Origin of the sequence: Williamsia muralis NBRC 105860 (genome assembly GCF_001598915.1) — a bacterium.
In the GTDB taxonomy this organism is placed as follows: Bacteria; Actinomycetota; Actinomycetes; order Mycobacteriales; family Mycobacteriaceae; genus Williamsia; species Williamsia muralis.
The window spans coordinates 225750-246929 of record NZ_BDAP01000002.1 but is presented as its reverse complement, the minus strand read 5'-3'; the positions used below and the strand labels follow the sequence as shown (position 1 = coordinate 246929).

General features: G+C 64.8%; 27 protein-coding genes. 16 read left to right on the top strand and 11 right to left on the bottom strand.

Annotation, left to right across the window (positions count from 1 at the left end):
* Positions 1-3: 3 nt before the first annotated feature.
* The 4 genes from WIMU1_RS07980 (at position 4) to WIMU1_RS07965 (ending at position 3080) form a co-directional block, all read left to right on the top strand.
* Complete coding sequence (locus WIMU1_RS07980; RefSeq protein WP_062796300.1) at positions 4-1077, top strand: acyl-CoA dehydrogenase family protein; 1074 nt, start codon at positions 4-6, stop codon at positions 1075-1077.
* 86 nt (positions 1078-1163) lie between these two features.
* Complete coding sequence (locus WIMU1_RS07975) at positions 1164-1550, top strand: ArsR/SmtB family transcription factor (RefSeq protein WP_062796298.1); 387 nt, start codon at positions 1164-1166, stop codon at positions 1548-1550.
* Positions 1547-2653 (top strand): ACR3 family arsenite efflux transporter, encoded by a 1107-nt coding sequence (arsB, locus tag WIMU1_RS07970; protein WP_062796296.1) that lies wholly within the window; start codon positions 1547-1549, stop codon positions 2651-2653. The genes WIMU1_RS07975 and arsB overlap by 4 nt, the downstream gene beginning before the upstream one ends.
* 10 nt (positions 2654-2663) lie before the next feature.
* Positions 2664-3080, top strand: a complete 417-nt coding sequence (locus WIMU1_RS07965; protein WP_062796295.1) for an arsenate-mycothiol transferase ArsC — start codon at positions 2664-2666, stop codon at positions 3078-3080.
* Between the two features lie 464 nt (positions 3081-3544).
* On the opposite strand, the gene WIMU1_RS07960 is transcribed toward WIMU1_RS07965, so the two are convergent.
* Positions 3545-4024 (bottom strand): ArsI/CadI family heavy metal resistance metalloenzyme, encoded by a 480-nt coding sequence (locus WIMU1_RS07960; RefSeq protein WP_062796292.1) that lies wholly within the window; start codon positions 4022-4024, stop codon positions 3545-3547.
* A 98-nt stretch (positions 4025-4122) separates the two neighbouring features.
* Between WIMU1_RS07960 and WIMU1_RS07955 the strand changes: the two genes are divergently transcribed.
* Complete coding sequence (locus WIMU1_RS07955) at positions 4123-4482, top strand: Rv2640c family ArsR-like transcriptional regulator (protein WP_062796290.1); 360 nt, start codon at positions 4123-4125, stop codon at positions 4480-4482.
* Positions 4483-4510: 28 nt separating this feature from the next.
* On the opposite strand, the gene WIMU1_RS07950 is transcribed toward WIMU1_RS07955, so the two are convergent.
* Positions 4511-4996 (bottom strand): carboxymuconolactone decarboxylase family protein, encoded by a 486-nt coding sequence (locus tag WIMU1_RS07950; RefSeq protein WP_062796288.1) that lies wholly within the window; start codon positions 4994-4996, stop codon positions 4511-4513.
* Between the two features lie 154 nt (positions 4997-5150).
* Here WIMU1_RS07950 and WIMU1_RS07945 point away from each other — a divergent pair, with 154 nt between their 5' ends.
* The 4 genes from WIMU1_RS07945 to WIMU1_RS07930 all read left to right on the top strand — a co-directional run bounded on the left by WIMU1_RS07945 (position 5151) and on the right by WIMU1_RS07930 (position 8105).
* Positions 5151-6074 carry an RNA polymerase sigma-70 factor gene (locus tag WIMU1_RS07945; protein WP_062796286.1) on the top strand — a complete coding sequence of 308 codons (924 nt, stop codon included), beginning with the start codon at positions 5151-5153 and terminating at the stop codon, positions 6072-6074.
* A gap of 103 nt (positions 6075-6177) precedes the next feature.
* Entirely contained in the window at positions 6178-7014 is an 837-nt protein-coding gene (locus WIMU1_RS07940) for an SH3-like domain-containing protein (RefSeq protein ID WP_062796284.1), read from the top strand.
* Between the two features lie 16 nt (positions 7015-7030).
* Positions 7031-7744, top strand: coding sequence for a thiocyanate hydrolase subunit gamma (scnC, locus tag WIMU1_RS07935; protein ID WP_062796282.1), 714 nt, complete (start codon positions 7031-7033; stop codon positions 7742-7744).
* Between the two features lies 1 nt (position 7745).
* Positions 7746-8105, top strand: coding sequence for a hypothetical protein (locus tag WIMU1_RS07930; RefSeq protein ID WP_062796280.1), 360 nt, complete (start codon positions 7746-7748; stop codon positions 8103-8105).
* Here WIMU1_RS07930 and WIMU1_RS07925 read toward each other — a convergent pair.
* Complete coding sequence (locus WIMU1_RS07925) at positions 8061-9050, bottom strand: helix-turn-helix transcriptional regulator (RefSeq protein ID WP_062796278.1); 990 nt, start codon at positions 9048-9050, stop codon at positions 8061-8063. The genes WIMU1_RS07930 and WIMU1_RS07925 overlap by 45 nt on opposite strands.
* Positions 9051-9113: 63 nt before the next feature.
* Between WIMU1_RS07925 and WIMU1_RS07920 the strand changes: the two genes are divergently transcribed.
* The 4 genes from WIMU1_RS07920 (at position 9114) to katG (ending at position 12727) form a co-directional block, all read left to right on the top strand.
* Positions 9114-9518 (top strand): RidA family protein, encoded by a 405-nt coding sequence (locus WIMU1_RS07920; RefSeq protein WP_062796277.1) that lies wholly within the window; start codon positions 9114-9116, stop codon positions 9516-9518.
* Positions 9515-9940 (top strand): SRPBCC domain-containing protein, encoded by a 426-nt coding sequence (locus tag WIMU1_RS07915; RefSeq protein ID WP_062796275.1) that lies wholly within the window; start codon positions 9515-9517, stop codon positions 9938-9940. Before WIMU1_RS07920 ends, WIMU1_RS07915 begins: the two co-directional genes overlap by 4 nt.
* Positions 9941-10020: 80 nt before the next feature.
* Positions 10021-10452, top strand: a complete 432-nt coding sequence (locus WIMU1_RS07910; RefSeq protein WP_062797441.1) for a Fur family transcriptional regulator — start codon at positions 10021-10023, stop codon at positions 10450-10452.
* 49 nt (positions 10453-10501) lie between these two features.
* Positions 10502-12727, top strand: coding sequence for a catalase/peroxidase HPI (gene katG, locus WIMU1_RS07905; protein WP_062796273.1), 2226 nt, complete (start codon positions 10502-10504; stop codon positions 12725-12727).
* Positions 12728-12796: 69 nt separating this feature from the next.
* Here the strand turns inward: katG and WIMU1_RS07900 are convergent, their stop codons facing one another.
* The 3 genes from WIMU1_RS07900 to WIMU1_RS07890 are packed head-to-tail and all read right to left on the bottom strand — an operon-like array spanning position 12797 to position 14520.
* Complete coding sequence (locus WIMU1_RS07900; protein ID WP_062796271.1) at positions 12797-13312, bottom strand: hypothetical protein; 516 nt, start codon at positions 13310-13312, stop codon at positions 12797-12799.
* Between the two features lie 31 nt (positions 13313-13343).
* The gene (locus WIMU1_RS07895; protein WP_062796269.1) at positions 13344-13862 is read right to left on the bottom strand and encodes an SRPBCC family protein; all 519 of its coding nucleotides are present in this window, start codon (positions 13860-13862) and stop codon (positions 13344-13346) included.
* A 43-nt stretch (positions 13863-13905) separates the two neighbouring features.
* The gene (locus tag WIMU1_RS07890; protein WP_062797438.1) at positions 13906-14520 is read right to left on the bottom strand and encodes a TetR/AcrR family transcriptional regulator; all 615 of its coding nucleotides are present in this window, start codon (positions 14518-14520) and stop codon (positions 13906-13908) included.
* A 132-nt stretch (positions 14521-14652) separates the two neighbouring features.
* Between WIMU1_RS07890 and WIMU1_RS07885 the strand changes: the two genes are divergently transcribed.
* From WIMU1_RS07885 to WIMU1_RS07875, 3 genes are read left to right on the top strand one after another with little or no spacing between them, the layout of a single operon-like run.
* Complete coding sequence (locus WIMU1_RS07885) at positions 14653-15672, top strand: aldo/keto reductase (RefSeq protein ID WP_062797437.1); 1020 nt, start codon at positions 14653-14655, stop codon at positions 15670-15672.
* 54 nt (positions 15673-15726) lie between these two features.
* Positions 15727-16611 carry an LLM class flavin-dependent oxidoreductase gene (locus WIMU1_RS07880; protein ID WP_062796267.1) on the top strand — a complete coding sequence of 295 codons (885 nt, stop codon included), beginning with the start codon at positions 15727-15729 and terminating at the stop codon, positions 16609-16611.
* A 22-nt stretch (positions 16612-16633) separates the two neighbouring features.
* Complete coding sequence (locus WIMU1_RS07875; RefSeq protein ID WP_062796265.1) at positions 16634-16930, top strand: hypothetical protein; 297 nt, start codon at positions 16634-16636, stop codon at positions 16928-16930.
* Between the two features lie 19 nt (positions 16931-16949).
* Here the strand turns inward: WIMU1_RS07875 and WIMU1_RS26645 are convergent, their stop codons facing one another.
* The 5 genes from WIMU1_RS26645 to WIMU1_RS07855 are packed head-to-tail and all read right to left on the bottom strand — an operon-like array spanning position 16950 to position 21179.
* Complete coding sequence (locus WIMU1_RS26645; protein ID WP_245969206.1) at positions 16950-17279, bottom strand: acyl-CoA dehydrogenase family protein; 330 nt, start codon at positions 17277-17279, stop codon at positions 16950-16952.
* Positions 17195-18199 carry an acyl-CoA dehydrogenase family protein gene (locus WIMU1_RS07870; protein ID WP_245968888.1) on the bottom strand — a complete coding sequence of 335 codons (1005 nt, stop codon included), beginning with the start codon at positions 18197-18199 and terminating at the stop codon, positions 17195-17197. The genes WIMU1_RS26645 and WIMU1_RS07870 overlap by 85 nt, the downstream gene beginning before the upstream one ends.
* Positions 18200-18215: 16 nt before the next feature.
* Positions 18216-19367: a thiolase family protein gene (locus WIMU1_RS07865; protein WP_062796264.1), complete on the bottom strand. Its 1152-nt coding sequence runs from the start codon at positions 19365-19367 to the stop codon at positions 18216-18218.
* Entirely contained in the window at positions 19364-19750 is a 387-nt protein-coding gene (locus WIMU1_RS07860; protein ID WP_062796262.1) for a Zn-ribbon domain-containing OB-fold protein, read from the bottom strand. The genes WIMU1_RS07865 and WIMU1_RS07860 overlap by 4 nt, the downstream gene beginning before the upstream one ends.
* 13 nt (positions 19751-19763) lie before the next feature.
* Complete coding sequence (locus tag WIMU1_RS07855; protein WP_062796260.1) at positions 19764-21179, bottom strand: dihydrolipoamide acetyltransferase family protein; 1416 nt, start codon at positions 21177-21179, stop codon at positions 19764-19766.
* Position 21180: the final 1 nt, after the last annotated feature.

Sequence of the window (21180 nt, the reverse complement as noted above, 5' to 3'; positions counted from 1 at the left end):
GCGCTGAGTACCGAACTCGATGACCTGCGTACTGCAGTCCGTGATGCCGCTGCCGACCTCGGCGGGCCGGCCCTGTGCCGTCGGCTGGACGCCGACGGCCCTGGCTGGGATGCCAGAGCGTGGTCGGTGCTGGCCGAGCAGATCGGCATCGGCGCACTGGGCTTGCCCGAAGACCTCGGAGGTCTGGGTGGTCTCCCCGAACTGGCGGTGGTGGCCGAAGAGCTCGGAGCCGCACTGCTACCGGTCCCCTTTCTCTCCACCGTCATCGCCGGCCAGGTCCTACTGGGCACACCCACCCCTCCCGACGACGTCCTGACGGAGATCGCCGAGGGAGCGCCTGCGGCATTCGCAGGGCTCGACCGACGGGGGTGGTGGTCGACTGACGAATTACTCTTCACTGCAACCGAAGTCGACGGCGGATGGGTGATCGACGGACACGCCCCGGCCGTGCTCGGCGCCGCAGGAGCGACATGGATTGTCGTCGCCGCGAACACCGCAGACGGTCCCGACATCTTTGTCGTCGCGGCGGCCACAGACGGTGTGGGCGTCCATCCCATTGAGACCCTCGACCTCACGCGCGCTCAGGCCTCGGTCCATCTGGCTGCCGTCCCGGCGGTCCGGCTCACCACCGGTGGAAATGCCTCTGCTGCAGTGCTTCCGGCCCTCGATACAGCGTGCATCGTGCTGGCAGCCGAGCAACTCGGCGGTTCTCAGGCCAGCCTCGATCACACGGTCGACTATGTGAAAGAGCGCCGCCAGTTCGGTCGGGCCATCGGCAGCTTCCAAGCCGTCAAACACACCCTCGCGGATCTGCTTGTCCTCGTCGAGTCGAGTCGCTCGGCAGTGAGCCGCGCAGTCGAGTCCGATGACCGGACCGAGGCCGGCGCCGTCGCAAGGGCCTGGTGTTCGGACGCCTACCGGACAGTGAGTGCTGAAGCCGTGCAGTTACACGGCGGCATCGGCTTCACGTGGGAACACCACTGCCATCTCTATTTTCGGCGAGCGCGCGCCGACGCCCAACTGCTCGGCGGCAGTGCCATGCATCGCGAGCGACTGGCCACGGCCCTGGCCTGGTGAGCGCCTGACCACGAGGTGAGGGGCGGCCGAGGCGTTCGCCCGATGTTCATTTGGCGCACTGTATCGACACCTGTCAATATAGATCGGTGTCGAATCAAAGTCCGAACCCGTCCGGCGATGAAGCCTGTTGCTCGCCCTTGGTCCACGAACCGCTCGGCATGGACCGCACCGTCCAGCTGGCGCGCATGTTCAAGGCGTTGGGAGACCCGGTACGGCTGCGGCTGTTGAGCCTGATTGCCAGTCACCTCGGCGGCGAAGCATGCGTCTGCGACATATCAGACTCGTTCGACCTATCCCAGCCGACGATCTCGCATCACCTGAAGGTGCTACGGCAGGCCGGCCTGCTCGACTGTGAGCGCCGCGGAACCTGGGTCTACTACCGGGTGATACCCGCTACGCTGCAACAGCTTTCGGCGACACTCGACATGTCCGATCTGTCGCGCACCGTCGATGAAGCCCTGGTGACCTCGTGAACACGGCGACAAACGCGGCCGACAGACCCGCGGTCGTCGCGAAGCTGTCCACACTCGACCGCTTCCTGCCGGTGTGGATCGGCGTCGCGATGGTCGTCGGCCTGGCGCTCGGCCGGCTGATCCCCGGACTGAACAACACCCTCTCCGCCACTTCGGTCGACGGCGTCTCGCTGCCCATCGCCATCGGGTTGCTCATCATGATGTACCCGGTGCTCGCCAAGGTCCGCTACGACCGTCTCGACTCCGTGACCGGCGACAAACGTCTGCTGGTGGCCTCGTTGGTGCTGAACTGGCTGATCGGCCCCGCACTGATGTTCGCCCTGGCATGGCTGTTCCTCCCAGATCTGCCCGAGTACCGGACCGGGCTCATCATCGTCGGGCTGGCACGGTGCATCGCGATGGTGATCATCTGGAACGACCTCGCGTGCGGTGATCGCGAAGCTGCCGCAGTGCTGGTGGCGATCAACTCGGTGTTCCAGGTGGTCATGTTCGCCGTGCTCGGATGGTTCTACCTCTCGGCACTCCCGGGGTGGCTGGGCCTGGAACAGACCACCATCGAGGCGTCGCCCTGGCAGATCGCGCAATCCGTGCTGATCTTCCTGGGGATCCCGCTCATCGCCGGTTTCCTGTCCCGTTATCTCGGCGAGAAGCGCAAGGGCCGAGAGTGGTACGAGACAACTTTCCTACCGCGAATCGGCCCCTGGGCGCTGTACGGGCTGTTGTTCACGATCGTCATTCTGTTTGCGTTGCAGGGTGATCAGATCACGTCGCAGCCTCTCGACGTGGTCCGGATCGCGCTCCCGCTACTGGTGTACTTCGCGGTCATGTGGGGTGGCGGATACGCGTTCGGGGCTGCGATGGGGCTGGGGTACGCACGCACCACCACACTCGCGTTCACCGCGGCGGGCAACAATTTCGAACTCGCCATCGCCGTCGCCATCGCCACCTACGGCGCCACGTCGGGGCAAGCGCTCGCCGGTGTTGTCGGGCCCTTGATCGAGGTGCCTGTCCTCGTCGCACTGGTGTACGTGTCGCTCGCCCTGCGTCGACGCTTCACCCCGCAACCGTCCTCCCGGTCAGAGGGTGTGGCGCGCAATGTCTGATGAAATGCCAATGGCCAACAGGGTTCCCAGCGTGCTGTTCGTATGCGTGAGCAACAGGGGCAAGTCGGTGATGGCGCAGGGCCTCGCCCAGAAGATCGCCGGCGCCACCCTGTCCGCAGGCTCAGCGGGCACCGAAGCGAAGGTCGATGGCCGGGTGAACGAGCTGTCCGCCCAGACTCTCGCCGAGGTCGGGGTGGATGTCTCCGATCACCGGCCCCGCCAGCTCACCGACGACCTGATGCGCGCCGCTGACGTGACCGTGGTCGTCGGGACAGCCGCGCAGGTGAACCCGCCCGAGGGAACCACACTCGAGGTGTGGGACACCGATGAACCATCACTGCGGGGGATCGAGGGCATCGACCGGATGCGCGTGATCCGCGACGACATCGCAACCCGGGTCACCGACCTCATCGCCCGATTGACCTGAGCTGTTCGAGCGGGCTGGGTGGGCAGCTCGCGAAACTCGGAGGCTCGGTTTGCGGGGCGAGCAACGGCGAAAACACCGAGCGGGGTTTCTGGTCAGCTCACGAAACTCGGAGAAGCTCGCGCTACAGACCGAGCAACGGCGAGGGAGGCGAGCCGGGTAGCGGGTCAGCTCGCAAAACCCGCGGAGGCTCGGTCTGCGGGGCGAGCATCGGCGAGGACAGCGAGCGGGGTCGGTGGGCAGCTCACAAGACCCGCAAACGCTCGCACTACAGACCGAGCAACGACCAGGACAGCGAGCGGGGTTTCTGGCCAGCTCACGAAACTCGCACACGCTCGCGCTACAGACCGAGCGCCGGCGAGAACACCGAGCGGGGTTGGTGGGCAGCTGGCGAAACTCGGAGAAGCTCGCGCTACAGACCGAGCAACAGCCAGAACCCCGAGCGGGGCGGACCAGGAGCGAACCAACTAGCAGCAGGACTTGCTGAGATCTTCCCCTGCAGCTGAACCGCAACACACCGAATCAGTCGGGTTCGCCTCGGTACTACTGTCCAACAACAACTTCGGGCTGGTGCCAAACGTGTCCGAATCCGCGAGAACGGTGTACACCTCCCACTTCTCACCCGCCGGTCCGGTCACCCACACCTTGTCCTGGGTGGCGAAGCAGCATGTCGAGTTGATCTCTTCTTCGGTGAACAGTCCTTCGCCGCTGAGTCTGGCGGTCTCGCTGTGAACCTTCTCGCTCGACTCCACCTCGACCCCGAGATGGTTGATCGTTCCGCCTTTGCCTGGGTTTTCCAGCAGGACCAACTTCAGTGGCGGTTCCGTCACCGCGAAGTTCGCATATCCGGGCTTGAGTTTGGCCGGCGGGACGTCGAACAATTTCGAGTAGAACGCGACCGCCTGATCCAAGTCGTCGACATTGAGTGCCAGCTGCATACGGGACATGGCCTAACCTCCACCTGTGAGACATACGTCGAATTACTTGCCTCACCCACACTTGCTACCTTTTCGACATATGTCAAGGAAGTCGGTAGAGTTCAGGCATGCCCAAGACTCTTCCGGTGATCGACATGACGGCTCCCATCTGCTGCGCGCCGGTCTCTGCGTCACCAATGGACGATGCGGCCGCGCTGGAAGTTGCGTTGCGGCTCAAGGCACTTGCCGACCCGGCGCGGATCAAGCTCATGTCGATTCTCCTCACGGCTGAGTCGGGTGAGGTGTGCACCTGCGACCTCGCCGCGGCCGTGAAGTTGTCCGAGCCGACGGTCAGTCACCATCTCGGACAACTCAAGAAGGCGGGCATGGTGCGGCCGGAGCGACGCGGCATGAACGTCTACTACCGCGCCCACACCGACGCGTTGCAGGCCCTGCGGCAGGTTCTCGACCCCTCCTGCTGCCGCTGAGTGCGTCGCCCGGCCGCACACGCACCGATCAGTTCGCCATCTGCGCGAACATGCCTGGCTCGTAGGCGCCTGCCGGCGTCTTCACGATCACGTTGATCCGATTGGCTGCGTTGATCAATGCGATGAGACAAATCAGGGCGCCAACCTGATCGTCGTCATGGTGTTTGCGAACCTCCGCCCAGGTTTCATCGCGGACGCCACGGTGATGATCGGCGAGTCGGGTGGCTTCTTCGGTGAGGGTCAACGCAGCACGCTCGGCGTCTGTGAACACGGTTGCCTCACGCCACACGGCAATCAAATTGAGCCGCGTCGATGTTTCCCCGGCTGCAGCCGCCTCCTTGGTGTGCATGTCCGTGCAGAATCCACACCCGTTGATCTGACTGGCGCGAATCTTGACCAGTTCCTGGGTCGATCTCGGCAGTGGCGAATCGTCGATCACCAGGCCGGCGTTGAGGAACCGCTTGCTGAACTTCGCGGCGACGTCATTGTCGAGCATGTCGAATCGGGCAACCATTGATCATGTCCTCACTTGAGATGGTGTCTGTCGCGGAATGCGACAACCACGAGATGTCGGCGAGCCTCCGGTTGTGACACCCCCAGCCAGGTGTCACACATTCGCCGACACGGGCGTCTCATGGGAACAAGCGACCAACGCAAGGAAGGCACCGATGACCGACGAGCCCCTGACCGCAGCCGACGCCCCCGGCGGACATTCTGATGCCGCGACCGACGTGTTCCTCGCTCATCGCAATCTGCTGTTCACGATTGCCTACGAGATCCTCGGTTCGGCTGCCGACGCCGAGGATGCGTTGCAAGAGACCTGGATGCGCTGGGCGGGAGTCGACCTCGACGACGTGCGTAACGAGCGCGCGTATCTGGTCACAATCGCCACCCACCAGGCACTGTCACGGTTGCGGACGCTGGGCCGTCGACGTGAGTCGTATGTCGGCCCATGGCTGCCGGAACCATTGCTGACAGCACCCGATGTGGCGGATGACGTCGAGCTGGCCGAGAGCGTGTCGATGGCGATGCTGCTCGTGATGGAGACTCTTGCACCCACCGAGAGGGCGGTGTTCGTATTGCGGGAGGTTTTCGACCTTCCGTATGACGAGATCGCGATCGCCGTCGACAAGACCTCCGCCGCCGTCAGACAGATTGCTCACCGAGCCCGCGCTCATGTTGCCGCTCGCCGACCGCGAGGCACTGTGAGTCCCGACGAATCGCGGGTTGCCCTGCAAGCCTTTCAGCACGCCGTCGAAACGGGTGATCTGCAAGAGCTGGTCGACCTCCTCGCACCTGATGTGGTTCTCCTCGGCGACGGAGGCGGAGTCAAGAAGGCCGTTGTGCGCCCCATCGTCGGGTCCGACCGCGTGGCACGACTCCTCGCCGGCGGCCTGCCACGAATCGAGGGATCGGTGTCCACCGAGCGAGTCCTGATCAACGGCTCCCCCGCTCTCATCGTCAGCATCGATGGACAGATCGACAATGCGGTGTCGTTCAGGTTCGACGAGGGCAAGATCACGGGTCTTTATATCGTGCGCAATCCCGACAAGCTCTCACGTCTTGCCCAAGAGGTCTCACTTGATCGGTGAGTTCTTCCCCACCACTTCTTTCCGAATTCCGGTTCGCCCGATAAGAACGCGGAGTACATTCACTGCTCGGACACGCCGAAGGTGCGACTCCTGAGGAGGGCGTATGAGCACCTCACAAGAACGCGCCGAGCAACTCGACCTGATCGCCCGACTTCAGTCGTCCTATCCCGAACTCCCTGACGCACCGACACCAGACCTTCTCGACCACAAACGGTTTGTCGCGTACATGAAGCCCGTTCACGACGTCGGCGGCGAACCCGATGCGCCGTTGAAGTACGAGAACAAGGCGTACGAGTACTGGGAGCACATGACATACGTGATGTGCGAGGTTCTCGCGTGGCGGGGAATCTGGCTGTCCGAAGAACGCCGGCGCATCGGCAACGTCGACGTCGGCCGAGCGGTGTACCTCGGGATACCGTATTACGGCCGTTGGCTTTACGCCGTTGCGCGAATACTCGTGGAGAAGCACCACATCGGCCTCGGAGAACTCGCCGAGCGAATGTTGGAAGTCCAGAACCGCTACCCGGACGGGCTGTCCGGCAACAGACTCGAGGCCACACCGCGCCACGAGGGCGACGGGTCCGGCGTCACACGCAACACCCATCATCGGCACGCGGTGGGAATCGGGGATCCGCAGATCTACGCGGGACAGGCCGGCGAACCCGCGTTCGCAGTTGGCGATCGCGTCCTCGTCCGCGAACTCCCGGTGCTGCTCTACACCCGCACACCTGAGTACGTGCGCGGAGCCCATGGACGGATCGAATCCGTCGCCTACGAGAGTCCGGCACCCGAAGACGAAACATGGGGTCGCGAGGACGCGAAACCGGAGTGGTTCTACGTCGTCGGGTTCGAGATGGCGGAGCTGTGGGAGGGCTATACCGGCACACCAGATGACATCCTGCGCACCGAGATACCGCAACGGTGGCTTGCATCGGCGTAGGGGAAGGACAGGGGGAATGACCGAGCACGACCACGACCACGACCACGACCGGACTGTCGCCCCGATGGTCGACGAGGTGACCGATTTCGAGGTGCTCGAGATCGCGTTGCGCGAACTCTGCATCGAGAAAGGACTTTTCACCGCAGAAGAGCACCGGCTGTTCACCGAGTTCGCGGAGCAAATCGGGCCGACGCCCGCGGCGCGCCTCGTTGCTCGCGCCTGGCTCGATCCCGAGTTCAAACAACTCGCCTTGAGTGAACCGATGGCGGCAAGCAAGGAGGTCGGTGTCGATTGGCTCGAACCCACCGGTTTCGGAACCCCCAGCGATTTCACCGCCTTCTCCATTCTGGAAGACACCCCCACCGTTCACAACGTCATCGTCTGCGCGCTGTGCTCCTGCTATCCGCGACCCATCCTCGGCAACTCGCCTGAGTGGTACCGCACCCCCAATTACCGGCGCCGCATGGTTCGGTGGCCCCGTCAGGTACTCGCCGAATTCGGCCTCTACCTTCCCGACGATGTTGCTGTGCGGGTGCAAGATTCGAATCAGAAGCACCGATTCATGGTGATGCCCATGCAACCGCCCGGCACCGAGGGTTGGAGCGAAGACGAGCTCGCCGAGATCATCACCCGCGACAGCCTCATCGGGGTGGCGCTGCCGAAACCCGGCGTGACCACCAATGTCATCACCGAGACACGGGCCGCCATCCACCCCGCACAGGACAATTGACATGGGAGACAGCACTTTCGGGAGCAAGAGCGACTACGCACCGCTCGCCGAGATCGTCGAACGGGGGCAGGTGTGGCCGACGATGGCCCAGAAATACGGCGTCGAGAACCCGGTACCGCCGTGGAAGACCAGTCTTGATGGCGTCTGTGACGCGCTCGATCGAGCCGCTTCCGCCCAAGCGCCGAGTGTCACCGACCGTAGGGATGACGAGGACCGCTTGTCATCGACGATCTATGCGGATGTGCCCTACCCCGAGAGCCAGTTGATCTCGCTTGCGCACTCCCTCCTGGATCGTGGCGTGATCGACGAGGCCGAGCTACGTCAGCGGCTCTCCGCCGTCCGTGCCCGCCTGGAGGCCTGACGCCTCGCCGTACCGGTGTGCGATCCAGGTCCCGAGCGCACGCAACCTGTCGTTCAGTGCGGGCGGCTCCAGCACATCGAAGTCGAAGTTCTGGTAGACCAGCCAGCGCGCAGCCCAATCCAGGTCGTCGGCACCAAGCGTCAGTACGCAATCGTCGCCGTCGTCGGTGACCGAGCCGACCACCGGACGCACTATTCGTCTCGCTTCGTCGCCCGACATGTACAGCCGCACCCGGATGTGGTGCCGCCAGCCGTGAGCGAAAGCGTCTGCCACGAAGGCCGCGGCATCGGGAGGTGGGGGCGGGGTACCGAACCTTGTGCCCAGCGGCCTCACATCGCTGATCCGGTCGAGGGCGTAGGTCAGCCACTGCTGCGATCCACGCTGGTTGCCCACCAGATACCAACGCCCACTTGCCCGGACGAGATTCAGTGGCTGAACATCGCTTGCCTCACCACGGTGATCTGTGCGTCGGCGATGCCGGAAGCGGACGGCCTCCCCTGATCGGCACGCAAGCGCCAAGGTGACGAGCACACCCGCGTCTGCAGACACCATCTCGCCACCCTCGAGCGCCTCGGCTGCCGCCACCGCCTCGAACCGCCCGCGCAGGCGCGACGGGATGGTCTCGGTCAACTTGGCGAGTGCGGTGACCGCGGCGGGAGCCAATCCCCCGACCCCCACCGACCCGTGCAGTCCGAGAGCGACCGCCAGTGCCTCGTCGGCGTCGAGGACGAGAGGTGGGGTCACCGATCCGGCGGCGAGCGTGTACCCCCCGAAACGGCCAGGTTCGGCGTCGATCCGATAGCCCAGATCTCGGAGATGTTCCACATCGCGTCGCGCCGTGCGCTCGGTGACATCGAGACGATCGGCCAGCCGGCCCGCGCTGATACCCGGGTTCGACTGCAAGATCGCCAGCATCTGCAGGCGACGACCGGTCGGTGTGGACATTACGATGATGATGATGCCAAACCCTGACAGTTCTTGGCACGGTATTGGTCTAGCTTCACCTCCATGGACACAATCACATTGCTCAGACCCGAAGGGCTGGTACGCAGCCCGGCGTTCAGTCACGTTGCCGTCGTCCCGCCTGGCGCCACCACCATCTACATCGGCGGCCAGAACGCGGTCGATGCCACCGGGGCGATCGTCGGTGGCGACGACGTCGGAGCCCAGACCGCACAGGTCATGAAGAACCTGCAGACCGCGTTGGCCGCCGCCGGGGCGACGATGTCGGACGTGGTGAGCATGACGCTGTTCGCCGTCGACGGCGTCGACCTCACCGCTGGTTATGCCGTTGCCGCACAAGCTCTCGACCCGACAGGCGATCCGCCCTTGATCGCGGCGGCGATGGTCTCATCGATGGCGGTCCCCGGCGCACTCGTCGAGTTGTCCGCGATCGCCGCCGTCATGCGGTGAGCCCGCGCGAGACCGGTCACACCAAGGACGCGGGATGGCAGATCGGTGTCTCGAAGACGGTGGATTGTCCGCTCGATGTGGTCTGGGATCTCCTCACCTCGGCTGAGGGGACAGCACTGTGGCTCGGGCACGGGGTGTCGGTGCTGGACGAAAGGGGTCGCGCATACCAGACCCACGACGGAATCGTCGGCGAGACAAGGACTTTTCACCGGCATGACCGGATCCGACTGACGTGGCAGCCACCCCACTGGGATCACGACAGCACCGTGCAGCTCGCGGTGAGGGCCGGCGGACCCGGCAAGACGATGATCCGCTTCCACCAGGAGCGCCTGCTCGATGCAGGCGAGCGAGAACAACAGCGCACCCACTGGCGGGCCGTCATGGCCTCTGTTGTCGCGGCACTGGACGCCCTCGACGCCTGACCACTCCGCGGACAATCTTTTTTTGACTGATTCCAGAAAAAGCTTCCCATCGGGCCGACACTTTGCTTATCGTGGTCACCATGGCCACCACACCGGACAACGCGGAACGGCTACGCGCCGCAGACCTCCGCGTCACCCAACCCAGGGTGGCCGTTCTGGAAGCCGTGGACAGTCATCCGCACGCCGACACCGACACCGTTTTCGGTCTCGTGCGCGCAGTGCTGCCCTCCGTCTCGCGCCAAGCCGTCTACGACGTGCTGGGCGCGTTGACAACTGCACGGCTCGTGCGCCGGATACAACCGGCCGGCCACGTCGCACGGTACGAATCCCGGGTCGGCGACAACCACCACCACGTGGTGTGCCGCGCGTGCGGCGTGATTGCCGATGCCGACTGCGCGGTCGGAGAAGCGCCGTGTCTCAGCGCTTCGGACTCGCACGGATTCCTGCTCGACGAAGCCGAGGTCACCTATTGGGGTCTGTGCCCCGATTGTGCCGACGCGACCAGAGTTTGATCACAGCCCGTGATCACAGCCCGATCAACCTAACCGCGAAAGGAACGCAGTGACCTCCGATAGTCGCCCGCCCCATTCAGACGCCGGAACCGCTACCGCCAGTGAGAGCGAGAACCCGGCGATCCCGTCGCCGAAGCCCAAGGGGCATGCCCCGCTCACCAACAAGGACTGGTGGCCGGAACAGATCGACCTGTCGATCCTGCATGCGCACACGTCCAAGTCGAACCCGCTCGGCGAGGACTTCGACTACGCAGCGGAGTTCGCGAAGCTCGACGTGGAGGCACTAAAGGCCGATGTCATCGACCTGATGACTACGTCGCAGGACTGGTGGCCGGCCGACTACGGCCACTACGGCGGCCTGTTCATCCGCATGAGCTGGCACTCGGCCGGCACCTACCGCGTGTTCGACGGCCGCGGTGGCGGCGGTCAGGGCGCACAGCGTTTCGCCCCGCTCAACAGCTGGCCCGACAACGCCAACCTCGACAAGGCCCGCCGCCTGCTGTGGCCGGTCAAGCAGAAGTACGGCAGCAAGATCTCGTGGGCCGATCTCCTGGTCTTCGCCGGCAACTGCGCACTCGAGTCGATGGGTTTCCAGACCTTCGGCTTCGCGTTCGGCCGGGCAGACATCTGGGAGCCCGAAGAGGTGTTCTGGGGTCCTGAGGACGAATGGCTGGGCACCGACAAGCGTTACGAAGGCGAACGTGAGCTCAACGAGCAGCTCGGCGCCACCACCATGGGCCTGATCTACGTCAATCCCGAAGGGCCAGAAGGCAAGCCCGACCCCATCGCGGCAGCCAAGGACATCCGCGAGACGTTCGGCCGCATGGCCATGAACGACGAGGAAACCGCTGCGCTGATCATCGGTGGACACAGCTTCGGCAAGACCCACGGCGCCCACAACGCCGACAAGATCGGTCCCGAGCCCGAAGGCGCGCCGAAGGAGCAGCAGGGTCTGGGCTGGAAGAACGGCTACGGCAAGGGCAAGGCCGAGGACACCGTCACCAGCGGCCTCGAGGTCGTGTGGACTTCCACGCCCACCCAGTGGGGCAATGGATTCCTGCAGAACCTCTACGGCTTCGAGTGGGAACTGACCAAGAGCCCCGCCGGCGCATGGCAGTTCGTCGCCAAGGACGGCGCCGGAGCGGGCACCATCCCCGATCCGTTCGACGGACCGGGCCGCGCCCCCACCATGCTGGTCACCGACGTCGCCCTGCGTGAGGACCCCATCTACGGCGAGATCACCCGCCGTTGGCTGGACCACCCCGAGCAGCTCGCCGAGGCCTTTGCCAAGGCTTGGTACAAGCTCCTGCATCGCGACATGGGACCCGTCACCCGCCTGCTGGGCCCCTGGGTCCCCGAAGCACAGCTGTGGCAGGACCCGGTTCCGGCAGTCGACCACGAACTGGTTGATGACCAGGACATCGCCTCGCTCAAGAGCAAGGTGCTCGAGTCCGGTCTGTCCGTTGCCCAGCTGGTCAACACTGCATGGTCGTCGGCCAGCAGCTACCGCAGCACCGACATGCGCGGTGGTGCGAACGGTGCGCGTATCCGCCTTGAGCCACAGAAGAACTGGGAGGCCAGCGAGCCTGCCGAGTTGGCAAAGGTGCTCACCGTTCTCGAGCAGATCCAGCAGGACTTCAACGGCTCGGGTGGCAAGAAGATCTCGCTGGCCGACCTGATCGTGCTCGCCGGATCCGCTGCCGTGGAAAAGGCTGCCCAGGACGCCGGCCACGGCGTCACGGTGCCGTTCACCCCCGGCCGCACGGATGCCTCGCAGGAGGAGACCGATGCGGAGTCGTTCAAGGTGCTCGAACTGCGGGCCGACGGATTCCGCAACTTCGTTCGCACCGGAGAGAAGACACCGGCGGAGGTGCTGCTGCTCGACCGCGCCTACATGCTGGACGTGACCGCACCCGAGCTGACCGCTCTTGTCGGTGGTCTGCGGGCCTTGGGTGCAAACCATGGCGGGACCAAGCACGGCGTCTTCACCGACCGCCCGGGCACACTGACGAACGACTTCTTCGTCAACCTGCTCGACATCGGCACCGAGTGGAAGGCATCCGACTCCGATGCCGGCATCTACCAGGGCACCGATCGGTCGACGGGTGCTCCCAAGTGGACCGCGACAGATGTCGATCTGGTGTTCGGATCGCACTCCCAGCTGCGTGCGCTCGTGGAGGTCTACGCGCAGGACGACGCCAAGGACAAGTTCGTCAACGACTTCGTCGCCGCATGGGTGAAGGTCATGGACAATGATCGCTTCGACCTGAAGTGATCGTTTGATCAACTGACAGAACAGATCACGCCGATGCCGGTCCCGTTCAGGGGCCGGCATCGCCGTTTGTCACGGCTTGCTTGAAGTACCGATCCCCGGGCCCGGGGCAAACCGGCGGGCCCACACCTCCCGCACCGCAACGGCGACCAGCACCACACCCAGGGTTTGCATCGTCCCGAACCGAACACTGTCGAGGACGCCGGGAGTTGCCAACAGCAGCAGCCCGAAGGCAACGCACGGCGCGGCAACCGTCACGACACCTGGCACCAGCCGACGCGATGCGACCGCCTCGATCACAGCAGCGACGATCACCACTGCGAATGCAATCACCGACAGCACTTCGAGCTGAGTCCACGGATCGTGTTCGAACGACGACGCACCCGTGAAGTTCGCGATGGCAACTGGGGCTTTGATCTCGCTGTAGGCCTGTCGATTTCCCGACCACCCCGTGCCGGACGCGGGGCCGAGGTACTCGCTGCCCCCCGTCCAGGTGATGCCACCTGCGAACAACGTCACCACCACGAACACCCACCAGGCAACATGGCCGGTGATGCGGGCGAGCGGGAATACGCGGTGCCAGGTCATCGGCACAGTCTTACATCACCGAACGTCCGCTCTACCGACTTTCCACAGCCGCGCGCAGTGCTTCAAGCGTTTTCGCGATGTTCCGTCGTTGGAACTGCGAGAACGTCATGCCTCGCGTGGCGACCCGGTCAAAGACGGCCGCGACCGCATCGGGCCACTTGATCCTGTCGTCGGACCACGTTTCGGTGACGCGGGTGCGACCGGCCTCCACGGTGTCGAACCTGTACTCCCACGTGGCAATCGGGCCCTTGAGCCGCGGCGTCTTCGGGCCGATCGCATCCACACGGAAAGCGAAATGCGCACCGGGCTCGGCAGCGGTGACCGTGCAACGTGTAACCCAGTTGACGCTCCCGCGTCTGTTCCGCCCGTGAAACACCATTCCCACAAAAGCTGCACCGTCGGCCGCCGGGTTCACCACGGTTGCACCCACGTTCTCCGGGCTCCATTCACCCATCCGGGTAGGGTCACTGACCATCCCGTACAGACGGGATGGGTCCGCTGCGATGTCGATGCTGTCGGAGACCTGCATGAGGCGCTTGGCTGTGGGCATCTCTCGACAGTAGTGGGGGGTAGGCCGCGGCGGATACCTCGCGTCAGCGAACGCGCAACCCATCCATGAGAAGCCCGACCATCCGTCGTGCGTCGTAGCTCGAGTTGCCACCCGATCCGATGCACAAGTTGCCGACGCCCCTCATCAGCTCCAATGCGGCTACGTCTGAACGGGTTTCGCCGGCTGCCGCGCCGGCTTCGAGCAAAGACGCACACACGGGCACGAGCCGCTCGAGAAAGTAGCTGTGCAAGGTCTGGAACCCTGCGTCGTCCGATTGCAGCGCCTCGGCAAGACCGTGCTTTGTCACCAGGAAGTCGACAAACAGATTGATCCACTGGGTCAGCGCGGCGTGCGGAGACGTCACGGACGTCAGGAGCGCCGGGCCGGCCTGCGCGCATTCTTCGACCTGGTGACGGTAGACGGCGACGATCAGGTCGGCCCGCTTCGGGAAGTGCCGATAGATCGTGCCGACGCCAACCCCGGCCCTGGCGGCGATGTCGCGCACCGGCGCGTCGACGCCGGCGCTCACAAAGGCCGCAGCGGCCGCGTCGAGCAATGTCTTCTCGTTCCGTCGCGCATCTGACCGTTTCCGAGGTGGCGAGCCCTCGCTTTTCGTTCCACCCTGACCGTCCTGCGCCGCAGACGTCTGTTTGTTCACCACAGAGCTCCCGGCCCTTCCACTTGGCAAACGGAACATTGTTCCGTATCGTTCTTTGCGGAACGTTGTTCCGCTTTGTTCAGTATGTCAGAGCCGCACAAGCTCTCGCGTCACACCGTCAGAGGAGACACCATGAAGTACCGCACCCTGGGTCGTACCGGCGTCCAGGTCAGCACATTGGCGCTCGGAGCGATGAACTTCGGCGCCATCGGTCGCACCACCCAGGAGGAAGCGATCGCCATCGTCGATGCCGCTCTCGACGCTGGGATCAATGTCATCGACACAGCCGACATGTACGGCCAGGGAGAGTCCGAAGAGATGGTCGGCCGCGCGATCTCCGGTCGCCGCGACGACCTCATCCTGGCGACGAAGGCAAACATGCCGATGGGCGAAGAGCTGAATCATCAAGGCAGTTCCCGCCGTTGGCTCACCATGGAGCTCGACAACAGCCTCCGCCGGCTCGGGGTAGACCACGTCGATCTGTACCAGATCCACCGGTGGGACCCGACCACCAGCGACGAAGAGACGCTGTCGGCCCTCACCGACCTCCAGCGGGCGGGCAAGATCCGCTACCTCGGATCGTCAACCTTCCCCGCTTATCGCATCGTCCAGGCGCAGTGGACAGCCAGTGAACGCCACCTGAGTCGGTACGTGACCGAACAGCCCAGCTACTCGATCCTGCAGCGGGGCATCGAGACCCATGTGTTGCCGGTCACGCAGGAGTACGGAATGGGCGTTCTGGCGTGGAGCCCACTGGCGTCGGGTTGGCTGTCTGGCGCGATCCGCGAAGGTCGTGAGATCGCAACCAGCCGTTCTGGTCTGATGCCTGCCCGGTTCGACACCACGATCCCGGTGAACCGCGCCAAGATGGAGGCAGTGGAGCAGTTGGCGGGTGTCGCCGACCAGGCGGGACTGACCATGATCCAACTCGCGCTCGGCTTCGTCACCGCTCATCCCGGCGTGACCAGTGCCATCATCGGCCCCCGCACGCTGCAACATCTGCACCCTCAGACTGCGGCCGCCGACACGGTGCTCTCGTCAGACATCCTCGATGCCATCGACGCCATTGTCGCTCCAGGTACCGATCTCGCTCCGGACGAAAAGGTCGACACCCCTCCTTCCCTTCTCGATCCATCGCTGCGGCGTCGCTGACCCACCGATCCGACCAACTTCTCAGGACTGGCAAAAGCTCTCAAAGGACGATTCATGCCCACATCTGCACCCAGCTTCGGCATCCTCACCGCCCAACAACAAGTCGAATACCGCGACGTACTAAACGTGTGGCTCGAGGCGGACGCGGTCCCCGAGATCGAACATGCCTGGCTGTTCGACCACCTCATGCCGATCGGCGGCGACCCCAACGGGCCCATCTTCGAAGGCTGGACGCTGCTCTCGGCTCTCGCCGCAGAGACCGAGCGCCTACGCATCGGCCTCCTGGTCACCAGCAACCGCTTTCGACCACCGGCGATGCTCGCGAAAATCGCCACCACCGTCGACATCATCTCCGACGGTCGGTTGGACTTCGGGATCGGAGCGGGCTCGCGGCCGAACCCTCCAGAAGCTCGACGCGAATACCCCGCGCACGGCTTGCCGTTTCACGACGTCGCTCATGCGGTGGGCAGTCTCGCCGAGGCCTGCGTCGTGATCAAACGCCTGTGGACCGAGGACTCGCCGTTCGACTTCGACGGCGAGTACGTACAACTGACCGGGGCGTTGCAGAATCCGAAACCTGTTCAGCGTCAACATCCGCCGCTATTGATCGCCGGGCGTTCGGCCGCAGTGCTGCGCATCGTGGCCGAGCACGCAGACATCTGGAACATTCCCGGGGGTGACATCGACGATGTCATCGCGCGCAGTGCATTGCTCGACCGCTACTGCGCCGAGATCGGTCGCGATCCTGCTTCGATCACTCGGTCGATCCATGTGCCGGTCTCCTATGAAGAGGCGGAGCGCACCCGGGACGCGATCGGCCAAGTGGTCGATGCCGGGTTCGGTCACATCGTGCTGGGTCTGCCCGCTCCGTACCCGGTCGGCGTGGCCCACTGGGTGGCCGATGAACTCATCGGCACGTTCGCCCACGCTCAATCGTGACCGCTTGTGGCAGCCTGATTGCATGGCCAAGGAAGTCGAACACACCGATGACGGTCGCTACATCGTGGTGGGCGGGCGCCGCTGGCGAGCCACGGATCCCGCGATTCCTGAGGATCGAAGTGCCGAGTTGCGCTCGATACTGATGGCCTGGCGTCGAGAGGTGAAACGGACCAGCGGGGCGCCGGAGTCACGAGCGGGTGTCCAGGCCACGAAAGTGGCTCTCGGCGAACGCGGTACACCGTGGTGGGAACAGACGGACGACGAACGGCGCGCACGCTGGGAGGCCGACGTACCTCGTCCGGGCCAGGAACCGTCGTGACTGCCCGCGCGTCAGCCGGTCAGCGCCTGTCGCGCTGCGACCACGGCCTGTCGCGGTCTTCACGCGGCTCAGGTGGAAGGCCGAGTACCCGCTCGCCGATGATGTTGCGCTGGATCTGGTCGGTGCCACCCGCCAGCCGGTAGCCCGGACTGCCCAGGAGATGCTCCGTCCAGGCGAACTGATCAGGGTCCACGGCCGCAGTGATGTTGTTGCCCAGCAGGTCTGCAGCGATCTCGCCGATACGGCCGAGCACATCGGAAGCCATCAGTTTGCCCACCGACGCGGCCGGGCCGGGCGAGCGTCCGGCTGCAGCGGCACGAGCGACCCGATCTGCGGTCGCGGCACGCAGTTCCGAGCGTATGTAGGCGTCCGCCAGATCTTGGCGTACCAGGGGATCGTCCACAAGACCCAGGGATTGGGCAACGCAACGAGTTCGGCGACCGAACCGCCCTTCTTCCGGGTGACCGATCCGGACGCCGTACGTTCGAATGCCAAGGTGGCACTGGCGACCTTCCAGCCCTGACCGATCGCACCGAGTCGCATACTGTCCGACACCCGAACGTTCTGGAGGAACACCTCGTTGAATGAGGCGCCACCACTCATCTGCCGAATCGGCCGGATGTCGACGCCCTCTGCATCCAGAGGGATCAGGAACGCGGTGATCCCCTTGTGTTTTGGGGCCTCGGGGTCGGTTCTGGCCAGCAGCATGCCCAGATCAGCGAATCTGGCACCCGACGACCACACCTTCTGACCGTTGAAGATCCAGTCGTCGCCCTCCCGAACACCTCGACAACTCAGAGCGGCCAGATCCGAACCGGCGCCAGGCTCACTGAACAGTTGGCACGCCAGAAGATCGGTACGCAGCAACGGGTTCGCGTAATGTGCCCGTTGCTCGTCGGTTCCGAACATGGCAACGGCGGGTCCGACAAGTCCGGTGGTGACGCTGATCAACTCAGTGGACGGTGGGACGTCGAACTCACGCTCGGCCTGTGCAATCGCCGATGCGAAAGAGGCAGGCAGTCCACGGCCTCCGTGTTCGGCGGCGAGCGTGACGGCGCCATAGCCGGCGTCGAAACGCTGTCGGCGATACGCCCGGACGGCGTCGAGCAAATCGAGTTCGTCTTCGTCGGACAGGTTACGGAACACCGCGAGGTCGGGCTTGTCCGTTGGAGTCGGCGCCGGCCGCGGGTCCACGATGGACGCCAGCCAGCGGCGTACCTCCTCCTGGAAGTTGGCGAGAGCCGGCACGGTGTCGAGAGTTTCGGTCACGATGGTCCTTTCGTGCTCAGACGGTCAAGACCGTGCATGCCGACAGGCCCGGGGCACCGTAGACGTGGGTGAAACCGATCTCCGGCTGATCTGGCACCTGGTGGCCTTCGGCGCGCCCCTGCAACTGGCGGACCACCTCGTGTACCTGGCGTAATCCGGACGCACCGATGGGCTCGCCGCCGGCCAGACAGCCGCCGTCGGTGTTGATGGGCAGTTCTCCGTCATGACGGGTGGCACCCGAGTCGAGCAGTTTGGCTTGCTCGCCGTGCCGGCACAGTCCGGTCTCGGCCATATGGATCAACTCTGAGCCAGAGTCGGTGTCCTGCAACTGCGCGACGCCGACATCAGCCGGGTGCACGCCTGCAGCATCGAACGCGGCTGCAGCGGCGTCGATGCTGGGGCTGTTCACCGGGTCGGTGTGCAGCCAGGGTGAGAACACCTCGAACGACCCGAAGCGCCGGGTTCGGACCTCGACGGCCGCGAGCCGAATCGGTTTGTCGCACAGGTCATGTGCACGGTCGCCGCGGGCGAGGATCAACGCCACACCACCTTCGCCGGGCGAGCAGAACATGTACTGCGTCAGCGGATCGTTGACCGTCGCGGCGTCGAGCACCTGCTGTGCGGTGAGCGGTGTGCGACGCCACGCCATCGGATGCGCTGCACCATTGGCGAAAGCACGTTCGGCGACTGCCGCCAGCGCTGTCCTGTCGATGCCGTATTGGTGCAGATACCGCTGGGTTTTCATCGCGAAGTACTGGGTGGTGACCATCATCCCGGTGCGGGCGTACCACTGACCGAGTCCGTACGCGGCGGGATCCGAGCCGAACGCGCCCCGCTCGTGTTTGTCGAACCCGACGACCGCAACCACGTTCGCGCGTCCGGCAGTGAGCATGTCGGCCGCGGTCGACAATGCCACTCCGCCTGTTGCACAGCCGTTCTTGACGGTGGTGAACGGTATGCCGGTCAAACCGAGCCGCGACACAAGCGAATCCGGCTTGCCGGACACATTGCTCCCACCGACGGCGGCATCGATGTCGGACCACTCGAGTCCTGCATCGACGAGAGCGGCCCGCAATGCGTGCTCACCCATGTCCATACCGGTCACCCCGGGGTGCCGACCGAACGCGTGCATGCCTGCACCCACGATGTAGACGTCCCTGGCGCTCATTCGGCGACCTTCTCGAACGCAAAGGAGATGTCGCCCCCGGCCAATGGGAGAAGACGTAGTTCCACCTCGTCACCGATGACCACCGGTCCGAGAATCGTTGATTCCACCAGTACCGACCCCAGATCGACGTAGCCGACCACAAACGGCTCGAAACCCGATTCAGGTACCTCGTACGGCGGCTTCGGCGCGAATGACTGCGACGTCCAGGTCCATACCCTGCCGCGCGTCGGGAGTGACCGTTGCTCAATCGCTGCACTCGCACACGCAGGACACCGGGTCGCGGACGGGAACACCACCACACCGCATCCCGCGCAACCCGACCCGGCCAGCACCGGCGGGTCCACTTGGGCGAACAACGTCTCGTCTACAACGTTTCCTTCCATGCCAGAGCCCTGACTAGCGCCCGGCCAACAGTGAGAGCGGACGACCCAAGATTGCACTCAGCGTCTTGAGGTATTCGGCGGCCGGTGCCCCGTCGACTGCGCGGTGGTCAAAGGTCAAGCTCAACGTCAGCACCTGCGTGCGGACGGGAGTCTCACCCTCCCAACGGAAGCCGTCTTTCACTCGGCCGACGCCCAGGATCGCGACGTTGCCCGGGTTGATGACGGGGGTGAAGAAGTCGACACCGTACGCGCCGAGCGTGCTCACCGAGAACGTCGCGCCCTCCATGTCCGACAGACCCAGTTTGCCGGTCCGCGCCCCGGACGCAAGGGTCCGAGTGCGGTCGGCGACCTCGGCCACCGACAGACTGTCTGCGTCGCGCACCACGGGCACGATCAGACCACCGTCTACCGCAACCGCCACACCGACGTTGATCTCCTCGAACAGCGTGATCTTGTCGTCGGCGATGGCCGCGTTGAGCAGCGGGTGCTCACGCAGCGCGAGAGCCGCTGCCTTGACAACGAAGTCGTTGAGACTGGGCGCCTTTGAACCAGATTGTGCTGCCTCGGCCTTGAGTTGCTCGCGGACGTTCACCAGTGCGGTGACGTCCACCTCGTAGCCATGGGTCAGCTGCGCCATCGTCTGCAGGCTGTCGATCATGTTGCGCGCGATGGCACCTCGCATGCCTGTCAGCGGGATGACCTCACCTGCTTGGGGACCGGTTGTCGGCGCGCCTCCGCCGAGGGCCGCCGGAGCTGCCACCGTGCCCGCTGCCGCCTCCACATCTGCCTTGGTGATGCGGCCTCCGATACCCGTCCCCGCGACCTCCGCGAGATCGACACCGAGTTCATCCGCGCGACGACGAACGAGTGGTCCAACGAATTGGCCTGCCGCGCCGACGGTCTGGGTGGCCTTTCCTGTGGCCGGAGTCGCTGCGGTCGGTTCGGGTGCCTTGGCGGGAGCTGCGGCGAGATGGTCCTCGACATCCTCGGACACGATCCGGCCGCCGGGCCCCGTGCCCCGGATGGTCGAGAGGTCCACGTTCGCAGCAAGGGCAACCCGCCGTGCATTTGGAGAGGACTTGATCCGGCCCCCGTCATCGGGGCCACCCACGACCACCGATGCAGGAGCGGTGCGCGTTTCGGCGACTGGTTCCTGCTGCGCGACGGCAGCCGTTCCGTCGGGCGCCGACTCGCCTTCGCCCAGGAGCCAACCGATCACCGCGCCAACCGGCAGTACGTCACCGGCCGATGCGCCGGTGGCGAGGATGCCCTCGGCCTCGGCCTCCACGTCCACCTCGACCTTGTCGGTCTCGAGCCGCAGCAACAGGTCGCCCACCGCGATGTGCTGGCCTTCGCCGGCCAGCCACTCACCGATGACGCCCTCCTGCATCGTGAGCCCCAACTTCGGCAGCACGATCTGCTGAGCCACG